We start from the raw sequence: 16,971 nt of genomic DNA on the forward strand, positions 1-16,971 counted from the left end.
TAGCGACCGAGTCAGTCGCGGAGCATCTCGGCGACGAGGAAGGCCAGCTCGATGCTTTGCTGGGTGTTGAGCCGCGGATCACAGGCCGTTTCGTAGCGTCCGGCGAGGTCCAGATCGGAGATGTCCTGGGCACCGCCGAGGCACTCGGTGACGTCGTCGCCGGTCAGCTCGACATGGATTCCGCCCGGGTGCGTTCCGAGGCCGTTGTGCACCTCGAAGAATCCCTGCACCTCGTCGACGATGCGGTCGAAGTGACGCGTCTTGTAGCCGGTCGACGCCTCGTGGGTATTGCCGTGCATGGGATCGCACTGCCAGATGACCTGGTGTCCGGTGGCCTGCACCTTTTCGATGATGGCCGGCAGGATGTCGCGCACCTTTCCGTTGCCCATGCGTGAGATCAGCGTCAGACGGCCCGGCTTGTTGGTCGGGTCGAGGCGCTCGACGTACTCGACGGCCATCTCGGGTGTGGTCGTGGGTCCGATCTTGAGACCGATCGGGTTGGAGATCAACTCGGCCAACGCAATGTGTGCCCCGTCGAGCTGACGGGTACGGTCGCCGATCCACAGGAAGTGCGCCGACAGGTCGTACAGCTTGGGGTGATCGTCGGTGTTGTCCAGGCGCAGCATCGCACGCTCGTAGTCCAGGACAAGGGCTTCGTGGCTCGCGTAGATCTGTGCGGTATGCAGATTGGGGTCGTTCACGCCGCAGGCATCCATGAAGCGCAGGCCGCGATCGATCTCTCCCGCGAGTGCTTCGTATCGTGCACCTGCGGGTGAATTGGCCACGAACTCACGATTCCAGTCGTGAACCTTGTGCAGATCCGCCATGCCCGCGCCGGTGAGCGCGCGGACCAGGTTCATCGCTGCGCTGGCATTGGCGTATGCGCGCACCAGTCGCGACGGATCGTGGCCGCGAACGCTCTCGTCGGCCACGAGCGAGTTGATCATGTCGCCGCGGTAGGACTGAAGACCGAGCGCGTCGATGTTCGAGGACCGTGGCTTGGCGTACTGGCCGGCGATGCGAGCGACCTTGACCACCGGCATGCTCGCGCCGTACGTGAGCACCACTGCCATCTGCAGCAGCGTGCGGATGTTGCCCTTGATGTGCGGTTCGGTGTTGTCCACGAACGTCTCGGCGCAGTCGCCGCCCTGCAGCAGGAAGGCCTCACCGCGCGCAACGGCGGCCAGCTTGTCCGACAACGCCTCCACTTCACCGGCGACGGTGATGGGCGGAACGCTCTCGAGCACCTTGCGCATGTCCGCAGCGTGCTCGGGGTCCCACTGCGGCTGCTGCGCGGCCGGCTTGGCCAACGCATCGTCCAATCGAGTACGCATCGTCGGCGACAACGGCGGCAGGTCGGGCAAGCGATCGATGGGTACGTCGACAGTCCAGTTCACGAGTACAGGATATTCGCACCACTGTCATCGCAGGACAACGGGTGTTCACCCGCGGTGCGAGTACTCCTCGATCGCCTGGAACTTGGCCAGATTGTGCCGCGCATCGGCCAGTGCATCATGCGCATCGTCGGGAACCGACGGCAGCTCGGGGCTGCCGCGATCCTCCCAGTGCTGGCGTAATTCCCGGGTGAACCGCGGCAGAGAACGGGGCAACTCGGTCATCGAACCCCACAGCTGACACAGCGCCACGTGGTCGTACGCAGCCACCCACGCCCACAATTCGACCTCGGCACCGTAGTGCGGGACCAGGAACTCGAGTAGTTCCTCCCGGATCCGAGACCGACTCATCCACAGCGGCGACGAGTACGGTGGCAACTTGGGCAGCACGTTGCGCCGAACCCAGCGGCCTGCGCGCTCGGGATCGAACTCGGAGGACACCGCATAGAATTCGCGACCGTCCTCCGAAACCACACCGATCGAGACCAACTCGATTGTGCGACCATCCTCGATGAACTCTGTGTCGTAGAAGTAGCGCACGCGGCTCACCTTAGCGCGTGCCCCGACACGTCCCGGCCTACCGGTAGTCCGAATCCGAACAGCCCCGAAAGGCCCACGTTGTGACATCGCCCGACACCAACCGTCCGATAGCCGAGGCATCGGAGCCGGCCGGGACGACGCCACCTCGGTGGCCTCGATGGGCCGTCGTGTCGAGCAGGATCGTCGTCCTGGTCGCCGCCGCAGTCGGCGTCTTGTTCCACCTCAACGGCTTTCCGGGTCTGCGGGCTCTCGGCGAGCACTACCGACTGGATCTGGACGTCTATCGACTCGGCGGTCAGGTGTTCGCGGAAGGCGGGGACCTCTACGGGCAGCTGCCGCCGATCGCCACCGGCACAACGCTGCCGTTCACCTATCCCCCGATCGCCGCGGCGATCTTCAGCCCGCTGTCGTCGGTATCGCTGTACGCCGCATCGATCACCGTGACGGCTCTGTCGATGATCCTGTTGCTGGTGACGGTCGTGGCGACACTCACCTCGCTCGGATTGCGTCCCCGCACACTCTTGTGGTGGTCTGCCGGAGCAGTGTTCGCGTTGTCGGTGCTCGTACTGGAGCCGGTCACCTCGACGTTGAACTATGGACAGATCAACATCGTGCTGATGGCGTTCGTGGCTCTCGACTGCCTCCCGAAGAAGACTCCCTGGCCGCGAGGGGTCCTGATCGGCCTCGTGGCTGCCGTCAAGCTCACGCCTGCGGTGTTCGTGTTGTTCTTTCTGTTGCGCAAGGACTTTCGCGCTGCGGTGGTCTCGGTTCTGAGTTTCGCGCTGTTCACCGGAATCGGCTTCGCGCTGACGTGGTCGGACTCGGTGAAGTACTGGACCGAGACCATCGTCGATTCCGATCGGATCGGTGGCCCGGCCTACCCGCCCAACCAGTCGATCACCGGTGTGCTTGCACGCCTCGGATTGGACGAGTTGCCCCGGTCGATCCTGTGGATCGCGTTGTCGGTGGTGGTACTCGGCATAGCGGCTGTGGCGATGCGAAAAGCGTTCGCGGCCGGCCGGATTGCCTTGGCTCTGACGATCAACGCCATGTTCGGCCTGCTGGTCTCACCGGTGTCCTGGTCACATCACTGGGTGTGGGCGGTTCCGTTCACCATCGTGCTCGCCGTTCTGGGCTATCGCCGCCGCAGTGCGCTGCTGCTGACTCTGGTGGCCGTCGGACTCGCTGTGATGGTGTACCCACCGCATTGGAAACTCGGCGAAGGACGATGGAGCGGACTCGGCTGGCCGTTGCTCGATCAGTTCGCGGCATCCGCCTACGTGTGGTGGGCTCTGGCCTCGATCGTCGCCCTCGCGGCGATCGGCCTCTCCAACCACTCGAAGACAGCTGACGAGGCCGCCGCGATCTAGGTGATCGCGCGTGTTTCCGTGCAGGTTCAGCTGGCCTTGGAGTCGGGGATACGCCGAGCCGCGGGAGCCGAATCTTCTACCGGTGCAGCCTTTTTCATCGAAGCGGCGTACACGTCCACGTATTCCTGACCGGACAGCAGCATCAAGTCGTACATCACTTCGTCGGTGACGGCGCGCTCGACGAACCGATTGCCTGCCATGCCCTCGAAACGCGAAAAATCGATGGGCTTGCCGATGCGGATGGTGACCTTCGCCGGACGCCAGACACGCGAACCGATCGGGTTCATCTTCTCGGTGCCGATCATCGCGACGGGAATCACCTGAACTCCGGTTTGCAGCGCCAGCCGTGCCATACCGGTCTTGCCCTTGTACAGCCGAGCGTCGGGCGACCGGGTGCCCTCGGGATAGATGCCGAGAACCTTCCCCGCTTCGATCACCCGCACGCCCGCGTCGAGGGCGTCCTGCGCCGCGTCGGCTCCGGTGCGATCGATCGGGACCTGCCCCACTGCAGTGAAAAACCACTTCTGGAACGCACCCTTGAGTCCGGGACCGGTGAAGTATTCGCTCTTGGCAAGGAAGGTGATGCGGCGAGGCGTCTTGAGCGGGAGGTAGAAGGAGTCGAGAACAGCTTTGTGGTTACTCGCCAGGATGACCGGACCATGCGCCGGAATGTTCTCGGCACCCTCGATCGTCGGTCGCCCGAGGGCGATGAGCAGGGGCCCGATGAAAACGTACTTGACCAGCCAGTACCACATTGACTTGCTCCCTGATGATGGTCCGGAAATCATTCGATGCCGGCTCCCGAAAACGAGAATCGACTGCGGCCGTGCATCCTCGAACCGTGCCGCGTAGTGAACTGTACCCACGGTTTATGACACCAGCCACATCATCCTCGACTCCGGGACCGAGCTCACACGATCCGGGCGGACGCGGTCAGCGCACGCCGGTGAGGAACTGGGCCCGGGCCAGCTCCGCAGCCCCGATCATGCCCGCCGCCTCGCCCAGTTGCGTACTGCGGATACGAGCCAACGGGCGGTGGCCCGCGCCGGTCACCAGCTCCGCGTACTTGTCGGTTGCGCGCGCGAGAAACTGACTCGACGACGTGGCCACGCCCCCGGCCAACACGATCAGATCGGGGTCGTACACGTCACTGACCATCGACAATCCCACCCCGAGCCACTGCGCGAAATCCTCCATCGTCCGTCGCGCGATCGAATCACCGTCCTGCGCGGCGGTGGCAATCCGACGACCGGTCAACGAGCCGGGATCGAGGAACACCTCCCGGGCCAGGGTCGTCGACGACGACGGGTCCGCAGCGAGGAACTCGACCGCGGTGTCCACCAGCGCAGTGCCGCTGCAATACCTCTCCCAGCAGCCACGCTTGCCGCAGGGGCAGGCCCGGCCGTCGGGTACTACCTGAATGTGGCCGAGCTCCGGTGCCACGCCGTGGCTGCCGCGATAGATCCTGCCGTCGATCAGCAGCGCCGCGCCGATTCCGGTACCTATGGCCACCATCACCACGTTGCGGCCACCGGACGCGGCCCCGAATCGATATTCGGCCCACGCTGCCGAGTTGGCGTCGTGTTCGAGCAATACCGGCAGTCCGATGCGCTTGCTCATCTCGGTCGCGACGGGGGTGTCCACCCACGGCAGATGCGGAGCGAACCGAACTGTCGTGCGCTCGGAATCGATGAATCCTGCAACCGCGAGCCCGACGGCGGCGATGTCGTGTCGCCCGGCCAACTCCTGCACTGCGCGGTCCAGCCCTCGCTCGAGTGCTCGTGCGGTGTGCGGAGTGGGAGCAGCCGTCGAATCCAGCACTTGCCCGTCGGCGTCGACGACCGAGGCCCGCAGGCTTGTCCCGCCCACGTCGATGCCGACCGTCAGTCGCTGCTGGTGTCGCTTCATTGCTTGTTGCCTTTCTCCGCCGTCCCCCACACGGCTGTCACCGATCGATCCTCACGCTCATCCGTCACGGACGATCCTGCGTATCCGATCGTGAATTCTTCACTCGAACGGTAATCGGAACGAACGCCGGGCGACGTTCGCCCGGCATATTCGTGTCGACCGACACGTTCGAGAGGTCTACCGGCTCGGGCACCGTCGGGTCCGGCTCGGGACCTGATGGCGGGGGTTCCGCCGGAGCCGCGGCGGTGTGACCGGTTGCGGGGTTCGTGTGGTCTGGCTTCGTGCGGTCGGCGTTCGTGTGGTCGGCAAGCAGCTGGCGCAGCAGCGCGATGATCACCGTCCCTTCCGAAGCCACGAGTTCGACCAGATCGTGCCGCTCGCCGCGCACCAATGCAGCAAGTGCACACACCGGACACCAACTGCAGCCCTGCTGATCACGTTCCTGCTGCGTCTCCGCAACTCGGCGCAGGATGGGGTCGAGTCGAGTCAGCACGGTGTCGGCCAAGGCCAGTAGATCGGCCCCCAATTCGGAATGCCCGGAGGTCATCGCTGCCCCCCGAACATGCTGCGCGGACTCGTCACCTTGGCCACACTTCTCGTCACAGTGGCCACACGTCGGGATTCGGGCGGAAACGCACCACCAGGCAGGGCCCGTCGAGCTCGGCGGAGTCTGCGATGCACCGACGAAGCACCGACGCCAACCTGATGCGCCGTCGCCTTCCGTCGGCACTGACTATCAAGTCGTCCTCCACTCGCCCCACACCCAAGGTCGTCGAATCCACTACCGGCAGCAGCATTCTCATCGCATATACGGATTCGAGTCCGCGCCCGGACTCGAGTACCACGGAGGGCTGCTCACTCCGCTCCGGCGCGCGCCGTTCGAGCAAGCTCGGTTCCAGGCGATCTGCCACGTCCTGCAAGGGCCCCAACCCTACCGGTTCACCAGGGGCTCGCTCCACCTCGACCACGGGGACGGTGCCGATCCGTCGACGCAGCTCGGCGACCGCGTCGAGCTGCGCGGACCGCCAGCTCTCGAACCAGAACACAGCCGGATGGGCACCGACCATACGGATCGACGACGAGTTGAGCCGCGGCAGAATCTTGTTGACGAGAACCCGATCGATTCTGATTCCGAGCAGTGCCGCGGCCGACAGAGTTCGTTCGGCATCGACTACCGAGAGCTGTTCGGCAGTGACGACCACGGTCGCGCCGGTGCGCGCAGAGTCGGTGATCAGCGATCGAACCGAGTCGACCTGGGCGAGCACTCGCTCGATCATCGCCACTACGAGCGTGAGACGCACGTCGGATCCGGTGCCTGCCACCATCCGATCGTGGTGCGGCCAGATCCGTTCCACGTACGCGGCCACGGTGTCTGGCAACTGCAGCGTTCTCAACGCATCGGCCGATGCAGGCATATCCACTATCACTGTGTCCCAGCGACCTTCGTCGACAAGACGACAGATCTCGTGCATGCCCAACAATTCTTCGATTCCAGGGAAGCCGACCAGCTCCTCCGGCTCTACAGCCCCGAAGCTCACCCCGTGCTCGTGGCCCGCCGACGCCATGGCCACCACGGAACCGAGTCCTCGATACCGTGCCTCGAGGAGACTCAGCGTGTCGATCTCGACGATGTCCAGGCCCGCTGTGACGGGCACGACTCGGGACGGCTCCGAGGATTCGTCATCGACAGCGCCGTCGAGCGTGCCCGAAAATGCGTCGACGAGCGACGAAGCCTGATCCACGGAGGCAATCAAGACCCGCTCGCCGGCTTCGGCAAGCCGCAGGCCCGACGCCGCCGCCAGCGTGGTTTTCCCCGCACCACCTTTGCCGAGGAACAGCATCACCGTGGTGCGGGGTTCGGTGCGAGCTTCGCTCAGCCTTCGACCCGCTTCTTCAATTCCTTGAGTGCAGTGTCGGTGATGACCTTCTCTGCCTTGCGCTTGAACAGGCCGATCATCGGAATGTTCAGGTCCACGGTGAGCTCGTACGTCACGTCGGTGCCGCTCCCGGTTTCGCGAAGCGTGTACGAGCCCTTCTGGGATTTCTGCATCTCACCCGACACGAGGTTCCACGACACGGAGCTGCCGTCGGCGGCCCAGTCGTACTCGAGTTCGTAGGTGTCCTTCACCATCCCGGCGTCCAACACGAACTTCACTCGCTTACCGCGTCCGTCCGGACCGACGTCGAGGACCTCGACGGACTTCGCGGCCGACACCCACGAGGGGTACGAGTCGAAATCGGCGATGACGTCCATGACCTGGCTGGGCGGGGCTTCGACGACGATCGATCTCTGGGTTTTCTCCGCCATGACTTCTCGTCCGCTTCCTCTCGAGTACTTCGATCGATTCGTTCGGTGTTGTGCCGTGGAACAGGCGGCGGATCTATCTCACACGATCGATCCGCGGACGCACAATCGCGAACCGGCCGACCGTACCGCGCGGTTCAATCGCGAGCTGAACTCGACGCTACGTGGCTCGGTGCCTCACCCGCAGACCGACCGGCCTCCAGCTCGCGTTTGAGCTCGAAGGTCATGGCGCGGCCCGCCACCCGACGAGAGTGTTGTTGCGAGGTGATCTCGCCGGAACCCGAAGGCTCCGCATGCAGGAAGTAGTGCACGACTACTCCGTCGAGCGCGGGTTCGAGCCACAGCTCCATGGTTCCGACCACACCGCCGCGCACGGCCCAGCGGATCCCCTTCTCCCCGCGGTCCTCCGTGATGGTCAGGTTCAGATCCGGCCACCAGCGACGCCACCGCTCGGGTGAGGCGAAAGCCTGCGCCACCCGTTCACCGGGGGCGGCCACGAATGTCTGGTCCGCAACTTGAATACCGCTCATCGTCAGAGCTTCACACATGGGGTCGCTGGCTGCGCACGAGAGGCACATTCGGGCGCCCTGTTGCCGGGTCTACAGTATCCGGGAAGCCGAGCTATCGACTTTCGTTCTCCCAGTTCTATCCGGAGGTAATCCGTGCGCGAGTTCACCGCCGCCGCAAAGTACACCATCGAAGACAGCGACTCGGCTGTCGACACCGTCTTCCTCCGTGCTCGCAACACGCCCGATGCCGTCGTGTTCCGCCGGCTCGTGGACGGCACCTGGACCGACGTCACCGCGGCCGAGTTCGAGAGATCGGTCGTGGGCGTGGCGCGAGGTCTGATCGCAGCAGGCATAGAACAGGGTGATCGAGTTGCGCTGATGTCGTCGACGCGGTTCGAGTGGTCTGTCGTCGACTATGCGATCTGGGCCGCGGGCGGCGTGACCGTGCCGATCTACGAGACGTCGTCCGCCGGGCAGGTCGAGTGGATTCTCGAAGACGCCGAGCCGGTCCTGCTCGTTCTCGAGAACGATGCACACGTGCAGGAGACGAAAGATGTTGTGGCGGCTGCACAGTCAGTGCGTCGAACGTTCGTGATCGAGTCGGCCGACACCGACACCGACGCCGTGCAGGCACTGATCGACGGGGGCGCAGATGTCACCGAGGATTCCGTGCACCGACGAGTGGCGGCACTGAGCGCGTCCGACCCCGCAACATTGATCTACACCTCGGGCACCACCGGGCGCCCCAAGGGCGTCCAGCTGACCCACGCCAATCTGCTGGCGGAGTCCCTCGGTATTCGCGAGACGTCCCTGAAGACACTGATGACGCAGGGCCGAAGCACCCTGATGTTCCTACCCCTGGCCCATGTCCTCGCACGGGCAGTGAGTATCGCGTCGTTCGACGCCGGGGTCACGCTCGGTCACACCAACGACATTCCCAACCTCGTCGCGACGTTCGGAACGTTCCAACCGGACTTCATCCTCTCGGTTCCACGAGTGTTCGAGAAGGTTTTCAACACCGCGAAGCAGAAGGCGCACTCCGACGGCAAGGGCAAGATTTTCGACCTTGCCACCGAATGCGCGGTGGCGTGGAGCGAGGCGCAGGACACGGGCGGCCCAGGAATCGTGTTGCGCGCCAAGCACACCGTGTTCGACAAACTGGTGTACGGCAAGCTGCGGGCCGCCCTCGGAGGCAAATGCGAACTGGCCATCTCCGGTGGCGCTCCCCTCGGTAGTCGGCTCGGCCACTTCTACCGGGGCATCGGCGTGACGATCTACGAGGGTTACGGCCTGACCGAAACCACCGCCGCCTTCGCCGTCAACACCATCGGATTCCAGCGCGTGGGTAGCGTCGGACGGCCGTTGCCCGGCAACACCGTTCGCATCGCCGAGGACGGGGAAATTCAGCTGCGCGGGCCGGTGGTGTTCGACGGCTACTGGCGCAACGAGGAAGCCACGGCAGAGTCACTGGACGACGGTTGGTTCCGCACCGGAGATCTGGGCAGCGTCGACGACGACGGTTACATCACGATTTCCGGTCGGAAGAAGGAATTGATCGTCACGGCGGGCGGCAAGAACGTCTCGCCGGCCGGTTTGGAGGACCGACTTCGTGCGGGCGCTCTGATAAGCCAGGCTGTTGTCGTGGGCGATCAGAAGCCCTTCATCGGAGCGCTCATCACTCTCGACCCGGAGGCGTTCGATCGGTGGAAGTCCGCGCACGGCAAGGCCTCCGACGCCACCGCGGCGGATCTGCAGAAGGACCCCGATCTCGTCTCCGAGATCGATGCAGCCGTCGCCGATGCGAACAAGTCCGTCTCGCATGCGGAGTCCATCAAGAAATATCGACTGCTCCCCCATGACTTCTCGGAGGAGAGCGGCGAGCTGACCCCGACGATGAAGCTCAAGCGCAACGTCATCACCAAGGCGTACGCCGACGACATCGAATCCATCTACGCCCGCTGAGGCGTCCGGTCTCCGAAAGGTCGGGCGCTAGATCAACGACCGCAGCTTTTCCGTCAGTACGTCCCAGCGCCACTCGGCGTCGACCCACGCGCGGCCGGCGTTACCCATTTGGGCGGCGAGCGTGCGATCGGACAGGATGCGCACGATCGCATCGGTTATCTCCGAGACCGAAGTTCCGTCGACAACGAGCCCGGTCTTGTTGTGCTGCACAGCTTCCGGCGCACCCCCGGATGTTCCGGCTACGACGGGCACACCGCAGGAAGACGCTTCGAGGTAGACGATTCCGAGGCCCTCCACGTCGAGACCCGCGCCACGAGTGCGGCTCGGCATCGCGAACACGTCGGCGATGGTGTGGTGGGCGGCAAGTTCCACCGACGGCACCGTGCCGGTGAACACGACGTGCTGCTCCATGCCGGTGGATCGGACGAGCTCGCGCAGAGTCTTCTCGTATGGTCCTCCTCCGACGATCACCAGAACGGCACCATCGACGGCACGCTTGATTCCCGGCAGCGCTCGGATCAGGAAGTCCTGTCCCTTACGGGGTACGAGCCGCGAGAGACACAAAACGGTGGGTCGATCACCGAGTCCGTAGCGCGCGCGCAGTTCCGCTCGTGCGGCGTCGTCGGGTACGAAGCGATCCGTATCGACTCCGGGCGGCAGGTGCTCGAGGGCTGCGGTGCGACCGAACGCCGAGCTGAATCGACCCCGGGTGTATTTGCTGACGTAGGTGACCACGTCGGTGTTCTCGCCGATCGTGCGGAGGGTCGCCCGCCCGCCCGGCACCATCGACCAGCCGACCTCGTGACCGTGGGTACTGGCCACGATGCGCTCGGCTCCAGCTTTACGCAGGTGCGACGACATCACGGCCAGCGGTGCCGATGCGCCGAACCACACCGAATCGCACCGACGCGACTTCAGGATTCGGGCTGCCCGACGCGCCACGAGCGGGGTCGGCAGCATCAGTGTCGTCGGATGCCGGATCACCTCGAACGGCTGCTCGGCATCGAATTTCTCGTGCGAGTCACCGCGCCACCGCGGAGCGTAGACCACGAGTTCGTCAGCGGGTAGTTGCGAGGCGAAGCTGTGCAGGTAGGACTGGATTCCACCCGGGCGAGGCGGAAAGTCGTTCGTCACGAGAAGAGTACGACGCATGGCGACAACCGTAGCGCTCGACGTCAGCGGGCCCGATCAGCCACCCAGTTGCCCCACGAGGCGACGAACTGGGCGCGGTCCGATCTCAGTACCGACCCGAAGGCGGCATCGATGGAGCCGTCCGAGTCCGGTTCAGACGCCAATGCCTCGTACAGCCTGCGCAGGGTCGACTCTCCGAACCGATCGGCCACGAAGGCGAACACCGACCACGCCGACTCGTAGGCAACACTCGAACGTGCCCCTCCGGCACCGAAATCCTCGTCCTTCGGCAGCACCGTCGGCGGCCCACCGGACGCCACGATCGAGGCAAGAGTGGGAGCGAGCTGCACGAAATCGGCACCGGAATGGCGATACCCGGAGTAGTCGGCGAACCCCTCCGCCACCCACAACGCCGTACCGTCCGCCGTCCGCGCCCTGGCTGCCACATGGGTCAACTCGTGCCGCAGAACCGATCGAACGGTGAACGGCGTCAATCGCGCCGCGGCTTCGGGACCGAACACCACCCGCTGGCCGGTCGGACGCGAGCCGTCCGCAGCCACCGCGTCGGACACCGTCACCGCAGCGACGTCGGTCGACGGATCCGATTCGGTCAGCTCGCCGAACTCCTCCGCGGACGAAGCAACGAACACCAGACCGTCTCGAGCCCAGTCGTCTCCCCAGAAGTCGGTGACCGCATCGATTGCCGACGGGAGCTCGGCAGCCAGGGCCCCGACGAACTGCTCTCGATCCGGATGCCCCATCACCACCGATGTCCCCGATGACGTCGGAACCGAACGAATCGTCAACGATCCGAAGTCCCACGGCCCACGCCAGGTGTGGCGTCGATACTCGGGCAGATCCGCATCGTCGACGAGCCGCCATCGACCGTCCCGCTCGGCAACGACGAGCGAGACCGGTCGACTAGTCGGCGACGCGTCCGGCCCCGCCACGGCGTACCGCAGATACACCGAAGGTGCCCAGATGTCGGTAGCGTCCAACGGCTCTGCGATCGAAGGCGGAACCGGCGTTTCCGGCTCGTCGCCCAGGACGTAGCCGAATTCGGAGAACGGTACGCCCGGAACGGACGCCGCCCGCCGCACTTGCGCCTCGACGAAATTCGGATCTGCCCGCGGATCCATCAGTGCCCGCAGACTGTCGACATCTCCGGCGCGAACAGCGTCGGCCCACTGGTCGAGAAGGACTGTCACGTCGGCTCGACGCTGCTGGTCGTACGTCTGCGGGGCCTGACCGACGGTGGCGTCGGTCGACGGTGCTCGGGATTCGGTGTCGGTGCGGTGAACGTTGTGCACGACGACCACCGAGAGGGTCACCGCGGCGACGAGAGCAAGTGCAAGCCACCGCAACCGCGCCGATCGGACCAGGAGGCGGATCCCTGCGGGCCGATCAGGCTCGCTCATACGCGCATACGTGGATCGTCGCGACACACCTCAGTATCGACGCGCCCCGTAGTACGGGAACGATGCCATCGACTGCACCTTGACGGGCACTCCGTAGGTGGAGGCATGAAGGACGTTGCCGCCGCCGGCGTAGATGCCGACGTGCGACGCGTCCGGATAGAACAACACCACATCACCGGGCTGTAGGTCCTTCTGGTCCACCGGAGTTCCGCCCTCGGCCTGGGCCTGACTCGTCCGCGGCACGGTCTTGCCCACCTGCTTGTACGCCCACATGACCAACCCCGAGCAGTCGAAGCCATCCGGTCCGGTCGCGCCCCAAACGTACGGCTTACCGATCTGTGTCAGACCGGCCTGCAACGCGCTGGCTCCCGATCCGGGCGTCAGATTCTGCAGGAGAACAGTCGGATCGAAACCCTCGGGCATGGACGATCCGGCGAGAGCGAGCTGCTCCGAGGACGACAGCGCACTGTAGGCGGCCATCACCTCGGCGATCTGACCCTGAAGTTCACTCTGCTTGGCCTGTAGATCGTCGCTGACTGCCTTGGCTTGCTCTGCTGCCATTCGGGCTTGGTCGGCGGCCGTCGCTGCGGCCTGCTCGGCACTGACGGCGTCCGCGCTCGCCTGCTTGAACCGGGCGACCTGGTCGGCCGTATCGGCCGAAATCACGTCGAGTGCCGACATCTGGTCGAGCAACTGCTGCGGTGAATCACTCACCATCACGGCAAACAACCGATTGGTCCGAGCGCCCTGGTAGTTGACGTTGGCAACCTTGTCCATGGCCGGCTTCAGCGCCGCCAGCTGCGTCTGTGCTGCGTCCAGCGCGGCCCGGCTCTGGTCGACAACGGCCTGCGCGTCGAGCTGCTGCTGCATCTTGGCGTCCAGATCGATCTGAGCGTTGTTCAGAGATTCGTTGGTCTGCTCGGACTGGCGCGAGAGCTCGGCGAGCTCGGCCTGAGCGTCGGACGCGGAATCGAAGCCCGGTTGCGCAACCGCGGGCGTGGTCGGCGCAAAGGCGATGCATGCCGCCAACGTGGCAGCCACCACCGAGTTACCGGTCAGACGCCACACTCGGGTAGATCTCGATATCGCCACGGAAAGCGACTCTCCGTCCTCGCACATGCCACCTCGAACGAGGCAACGGTTGGAAAAGTAAACCGAAACAAACCCTACCCACGCGATTACGGGGATGGACGTGAACACAGTCCGAAATCGACGGGGTTTCCAGGTGACCGATCACAAAATAAACGTCGACCAGGTCTCGATCAGATTACGAACTCGACGCTCTGCTGTCCACCGGGGCGGCGTGTCACCGTGCCCGGAGACGACGACAGGGTCGAGCCGGAATACGGCTCGACCCTGTCGGTCTGTCACGCTGAACGTCGACTGTCGATATCAGTAACGGCGAGCACCATCGAACGGCATCGAGTCGACCGGAGCGACCTTGACCGGCACGCCGGACGTGGATGCGTGCACGACGTTGCCGTCGCCGATGTACATGCCCGAATGCGAGCCACCGTAGAACGAGACGACGTCGCCGGGCATCAGGCTGTTACGCGACACCGGGGTGCCTGCGGCTGCCTGGTCGTAGCTCGTGCGCGGCAGGCTGACGCCGGCCTGCTTGTACGCCCACTGGATCAGTCCCGAGCAGTCGAAAGAATCCGGACCCGAAGCGCCGTACACGTACGGAGCGCCGATCTTGGACTCAGCGGCCTGAACGGCCTTCGCTGCGGGGGTGACCTGGGGCACCAGCGGCGCACCCGGTGCAGGCATACCCGGAAGGTTGAGTGGAGGGAGGCCCGGGATGTCGGGAATCTCGAAGGTTCCGACGCCGGGAATGGTGAGGGGGGCCGCCATCGCGGGTGCAGCGGGAAGAATGACCACGCCTGCCGTGAGCGCTCCGGCTACGAGAACTCGACGCAATGATCGGTTGGAAAGTTGTGACGCCACGAAAGATGGTGCTCCGTTTCTTCCTATCGTCCGCCGACCGAGTTAGCTGACGGGTTCGGGCTGGGAAGAGCAGCCCTACCCACCGGCCACTCGAGGTGGCTCAGCGGGATTCACCCCAGTAGATATCGGGTTCCCGGTACGAACACTCTCGCGAGTGAACGATTAGGCGGTGACTTGCGACGCCACTCCGGTTTGGATTGGCGAGACTCCGCAAGGTCTCAGGAAGGTTACGAAATGGCATACCCCCGTGTCGACCCCAACGCGCCGACACGACCGGATCAGGCCCGAAATTCGCTAGACGGCCCGCTGATCCTCCGGAGTGTCACGAGTCGGTAACGACGACACTTCGGCCGTCTCGTCGACGTCGGTCACGAGCTTGAGAGTAGGCACCAGACCTACCTCCGCAAGCACCCCCATTGCACCGAGTTCTTCCTGCTCGAGCGTGATCGGCGAGGGTGGACCGACCCATCGACCGTCCGATCTCGTCGGCATTCCCGGCGGCCCCAGAAGGACGGTCACGACGCAGTCCGCGCAGGCGATGTCACGGACCAGGCAGTCACTGCAGTCGATGATCATTGTGATCCTCGTCTCTTTGTTGTTTCCGGCGGCCGAATCGGCCGATCGAGCGAAAGGTAGCGCGCACCACCGACAGGTTTCGTGACACATCACGGTGCGGGGCGACGACACGGCCCGAACTCATCACCGCGGTGAGTGTTTGTGTCGGAGGTCGGACCTACCGTCTTCCGAGTGAGCCTGCCCATCCAGCTGTCGTTCGACGAACTGGACACCCCACTGCACGACACGACGTTCGTCGTCGTCGACCTGGAAACCACGGGCGGCAGCTCGGACACCGAGGCCATCACCGAAATCGGAGCGGTCAAGGTTCGAGGAGGCGAGATTCTCGGCGAGTTCGCCACCCTCGTCGATCCGGGCAGGTCCATTCCGCCGTACATCGTGGAACTCACCGGAATCACGTCTGCGATGCTGATCGGCGCGCCACGGATAGAACGAGTGCTACCCGGCTTCCTCGAGTTTGCTCGCGGCTCTGTGTTGGTGGCCCACAACGCGGGCTTCGACACCGGGTTCCTCAAGGCCGCCGCCAGCCGTCTCGACATAGCGTGGCCCCGGTTTCAGGTGTTGTGCACCGTCAAGCTGGCGCGACGGGTTCTCACACGGGACGAAGCACCCTCGGTCAAGCTCTCCGCACTGTCCACGCTGTTCAGGTCCGGCACCCGGCCTACGCACCGTGCCCTGGACGACGCCCGGGCAACGGTCGACGTGTTGCACGGCCTCATCGAGCGAGTGGGCAATCAGGGCGTCCACAGTTACGCCGAGTTGGTCGACTACCTTCCGGCGGTGTCGGCCGGCCAGCGCGCCAAACGCGGACTTGCTGCTCACCTGCCGGGCACGCCCGGCGTTTATCTTTTTCGCGGCCCGTCCGACGAGGTCTTGTACGTCGGCACCTCCAACAACCTCAAGCGCCGTGTACGCAACTACTTCACCGGGTCGGAGACCAGGGGTCGGATGAAGGAGATGGTCTCCCTCGCCACGCGTGTCGATCACGTCGAGTGCGCGCATGCACTCGAAGCCGGTGTCCGAGAACTGCGCCTGCTCTCCGCGCACATCCCGCCGTACAACCGACGCTCGAAGTTTCCGAAGAAGGGCTGGTGGATCACTCTCACCGACGAGGCGTTCCCACGTCTGTCGATAGTCCGGACGCCGGCCCCCAACAGTCTCGGTCCGTTCTCGGTTCGCGGCGACGCCGCAGAGGCTTCGGCGCTCGTGGCGGAGTTCTGTCGTCTCCGCACGTGCACTCGCCGACTGGCCCGTTCGGTTCGGCACGGTGACGACTGCCCGGCAACGGACGTCGGCGGCTGCCCAGCGGCACTGTCCGGGCCGTTGACAGCCGAGGAGTACTCCGGAGCACCAGCGCAGTTTCTGGCGCTCGTGTGCGGCCAGGACGACGCTATCCTCTATTCGATGCGCCGACGCGTCGCCGAACTCGCGGACAGGGAGCTATACGAGACGGCCGCACGCTTGCGAGACCGGATCGCGATCACCGTGGACGCGATACGCAGAATGCATCGGTCGGCGGCTGTGGCCGCCATCGCCGAACTCGTGGCCGCACGGCGAACCACCGACGGAGGATGGGAGTTGATCGTCGTGCGATTCGGCCGGCTGGCCGGTGCTGCGGTCGCTCCCCGCGGAGTGCACCCGATGCCCGTCGTAGATGCCATCACCGCGTCCGCCGAAACGGTGATTCCCGATCCGACGCCGCTCCGAGGTGCGCCGCCGGAAGAGGTCGGTCTCATCGCGTCCTGGCTCCGCACCGATGGGGTTCGTATCGTGCGTACCAGCAGCGGCTACTGCAGTCCGGCACGCTCTGCGGGTTCGTGGGAAGACTGGTGTCGAACGGCGAGAGAAGCCGCGCGGCAGGAGTGGAGCCCGCGGAACGACCGGTGATGCAGGAGTGGAGCCCGCGGAACG

16 protein-coding genes and 1 riboswitch are annotated in these 16,971 nt (G+C 64.9%); of the genes, 3 read left to right on the top strand and 13 right to left on the bottom strand.

The genetic code is table 11. The features are described 5' to 3' along the window. Nucleotides 1–11 precede the first annotated feature (11 nt). Nucleotides 12–1,397 carry a class II 3-deoxy-7-phosphoheptulonate synthase gene (locus AC5WEY_RS23860; protein ID WP_057476104.1) on the bottom strand — a complete coding sequence of 462 codons (1,386 nt, stop codon included), beginning with the start codon at nt 1,395–1,397 and terminating at the stop codon, nt 12–14. Nucleotides 1,398–1,442: 45 nt separating this feature from the next. After that, complete coding sequence (locus AC5WEY_RS23865; RefSeq protein ID WP_057476103.1) at nt 1,443–1,934, bottom strand: polyadenylate-specific 3'-exoribonuclease AS; 492 nt, start codon at nt 1,932–1,934, stop codon at nt 1,443–1,445. Between the two features lie 80 nt (nt 1,935–2,014). On the opposite strand from AC5WEY_RS23865, the gene AC5WEY_RS23870 reads away from it, so the two are divergent. After that, nucleotides 2,015–3,304 (top strand): glycosyltransferase 87 family protein, encoded by a 1,290-nt coding sequence (locus AC5WEY_RS23870; RefSeq protein WP_495647795.1) that lies wholly within the window; start codon nt 2,015–2,017, stop codon nt 3,302–3,304. A 26-nt stretch (nt 3,305–3,330) separates the two neighbouring features. Here the strand turns inward: AC5WEY_RS23870 and AC5WEY_RS23875 are convergent, their stop codons facing one another. From AC5WEY_RS23875 to AC5WEY_RS23900, 6 genes are all read right to left on the bottom strand, one after another. After that, nucleotides 3,331–4,059, bottom strand: a complete 729-nt coding sequence (locus AC5WEY_RS23875; protein WP_495647796.1) for a lysophospholipid acyltransferase family protein — start codon at nt 4,057–4,059, stop codon at nt 3,331–3,333. A 178-nt stretch (nt 4,060–4,237) separates the two neighbouring features. Then, nucleotides 4,238–5,212 (bottom strand): ROK family protein, encoded by a 975-nt coding sequence (locus AC5WEY_RS23880; RefSeq protein WP_057476101.1) that lies wholly within the window; start codon nt 5,210–5,212, stop codon nt 4,238–4,240. A 64-nt stretch (nt 5,213–5,276) separates the two neighbouring features. Beyond that, nucleotides 5,277–5,759, bottom strand: coding sequence for a hypothetical protein (locus AC5WEY_RS23885; RefSeq protein WP_495647797.1), 483 nt, complete (start codon nt 5,757–5,759; stop codon nt 5,277–5,279). Between the two features lie 52 nt (nt 5,760–5,811). Then, nucleotides 5,812–7,053 (bottom strand): ArsA family ATPase, encoded by a 1,242-nt coding sequence (locus tag AC5WEY_RS23890; protein WP_495647812.1) that lies wholly within the window; start codon nt 7,051–7,053, stop codon nt 5,812–5,814. Nucleotides 7,054–7,085: 32 nt separating this feature from the next. After that, the gene (locus tag AC5WEY_RS23895) at nt 7,086–7,520 is read right to left on the bottom strand and encodes an SRPBCC family protein (RefSeq protein WP_057476099.1); all 435 of its coding nucleotides are present in this window, start codon (nt 7,518–7,520) and stop codon (nt 7,086–7,088) included. Between the two features lie 134 nt (nt 7,521–7,654). After that, a complete protein-coding gene (locus tag AC5WEY_RS23900) occupies nt 7,655–8,047 on the bottom strand; it encodes a polyketide cyclase / dehydrase and lipid transport (RefSeq protein WP_495647798.1) in 393 nt (130 codons plus the stop codon). Nucleotides 8,048–8,179: 132 nt separating this feature from the next. On the opposite strand from AC5WEY_RS23900, the gene AC5WEY_RS23905 reads away from it, so the two are divergent. Then, nucleotides 8,180–9,988, top strand: a complete 1,809-nt coding sequence (locus AC5WEY_RS23905; protein WP_495647799.1) for an AMP-dependent synthetase/ligase — start codon at nt 8,180–8,182, stop codon at nt 9,986–9,988. Between the two features lie 27 nt (nt 9,989–10,015). Here the strand turns inward: AC5WEY_RS23905 and AC5WEY_RS23910 are convergent, their stop codons facing one another. From AC5WEY_RS23910 to AC5WEY_RS23930, 5 genes are all read right to left on the bottom strand, one after another. Then, nucleotides 10,016–11,140 carry a glycosyltransferase family 4 protein gene (locus tag AC5WEY_RS23910; RefSeq protein WP_495647800.1) on the bottom strand — a complete coding sequence of 375 codons (1,125 nt, stop codon included), beginning with the start codon at nt 11,138–11,140 and terminating at the stop codon, nt 10,016–10,018. Nucleotides 11,141–11,163: 23 nt separating this feature from the next. Further along, the gene (locus tag AC5WEY_RS23915; protein WP_495647801.1) at nt 11,164–12,537 is read right to left on the bottom strand and encodes a hypothetical protein; all 1,374 of its coding nucleotides are present in this window, start codon (nt 12,535–12,537) and stop codon (nt 11,164–11,166) included. Nucleotides 12,538–12,567: 30 nt separating this feature from the next. Next, nucleotides 12,568–13,629, bottom strand: a complete 1,062-nt coding sequence (locus AC5WEY_RS23920; protein ID WP_495647802.1) for an NlpC/P60 family protein — start codon at nt 13,627–13,629, stop codon at nt 12,568–12,570. 300 nt (nt 13,630–13,929) lie between these two features. Then, nucleotides 13,930–14,484, bottom strand: a complete 555-nt coding sequence (locus AC5WEY_RS23925) for a C40 family peptidase (protein WP_057476094.1) — start codon at nt 14,482–14,484, stop codon at nt 13,930–13,932. 16 nt (nt 14,485–14,500) lie between these two features. Further along, nucleotides 14,501–14,663: riboswitch (cyclic di-AMP (ydaO/yuaA leader) on the bottom strand. Between the two features lie 115 nt (nt 14,664–14,778). Beyond that, entirely contained in the window at nt 14,779–15,003 is a 225-nt protein-coding gene (locus AC5WEY_RS23930; RefSeq protein WP_495647803.1) for a hypothetical protein, read from the bottom strand. Between the two features lie 228 nt (nt 15,004–15,231). Here AC5WEY_RS23930 and AC5WEY_RS23935 point away from each other — a divergent pair, with 228 nt between their 5' ends. Next, on the top strand, nt 15,232–16,947 hold the full coding sequence (locus AC5WEY_RS23935; RefSeq protein ID WP_495647804.1) for a DEDD exonuclease domain-containing protein: 1,716 nt from the start codon (nt 15,232–15,234) through the stop codon (nt 16,945–16,947). Nucleotides 16,948–16,971 lie beyond the last annotated feature (24 nt).

The organism is Rhodococcoides sp. S146-33 (genome assembly GCF_059489205.1).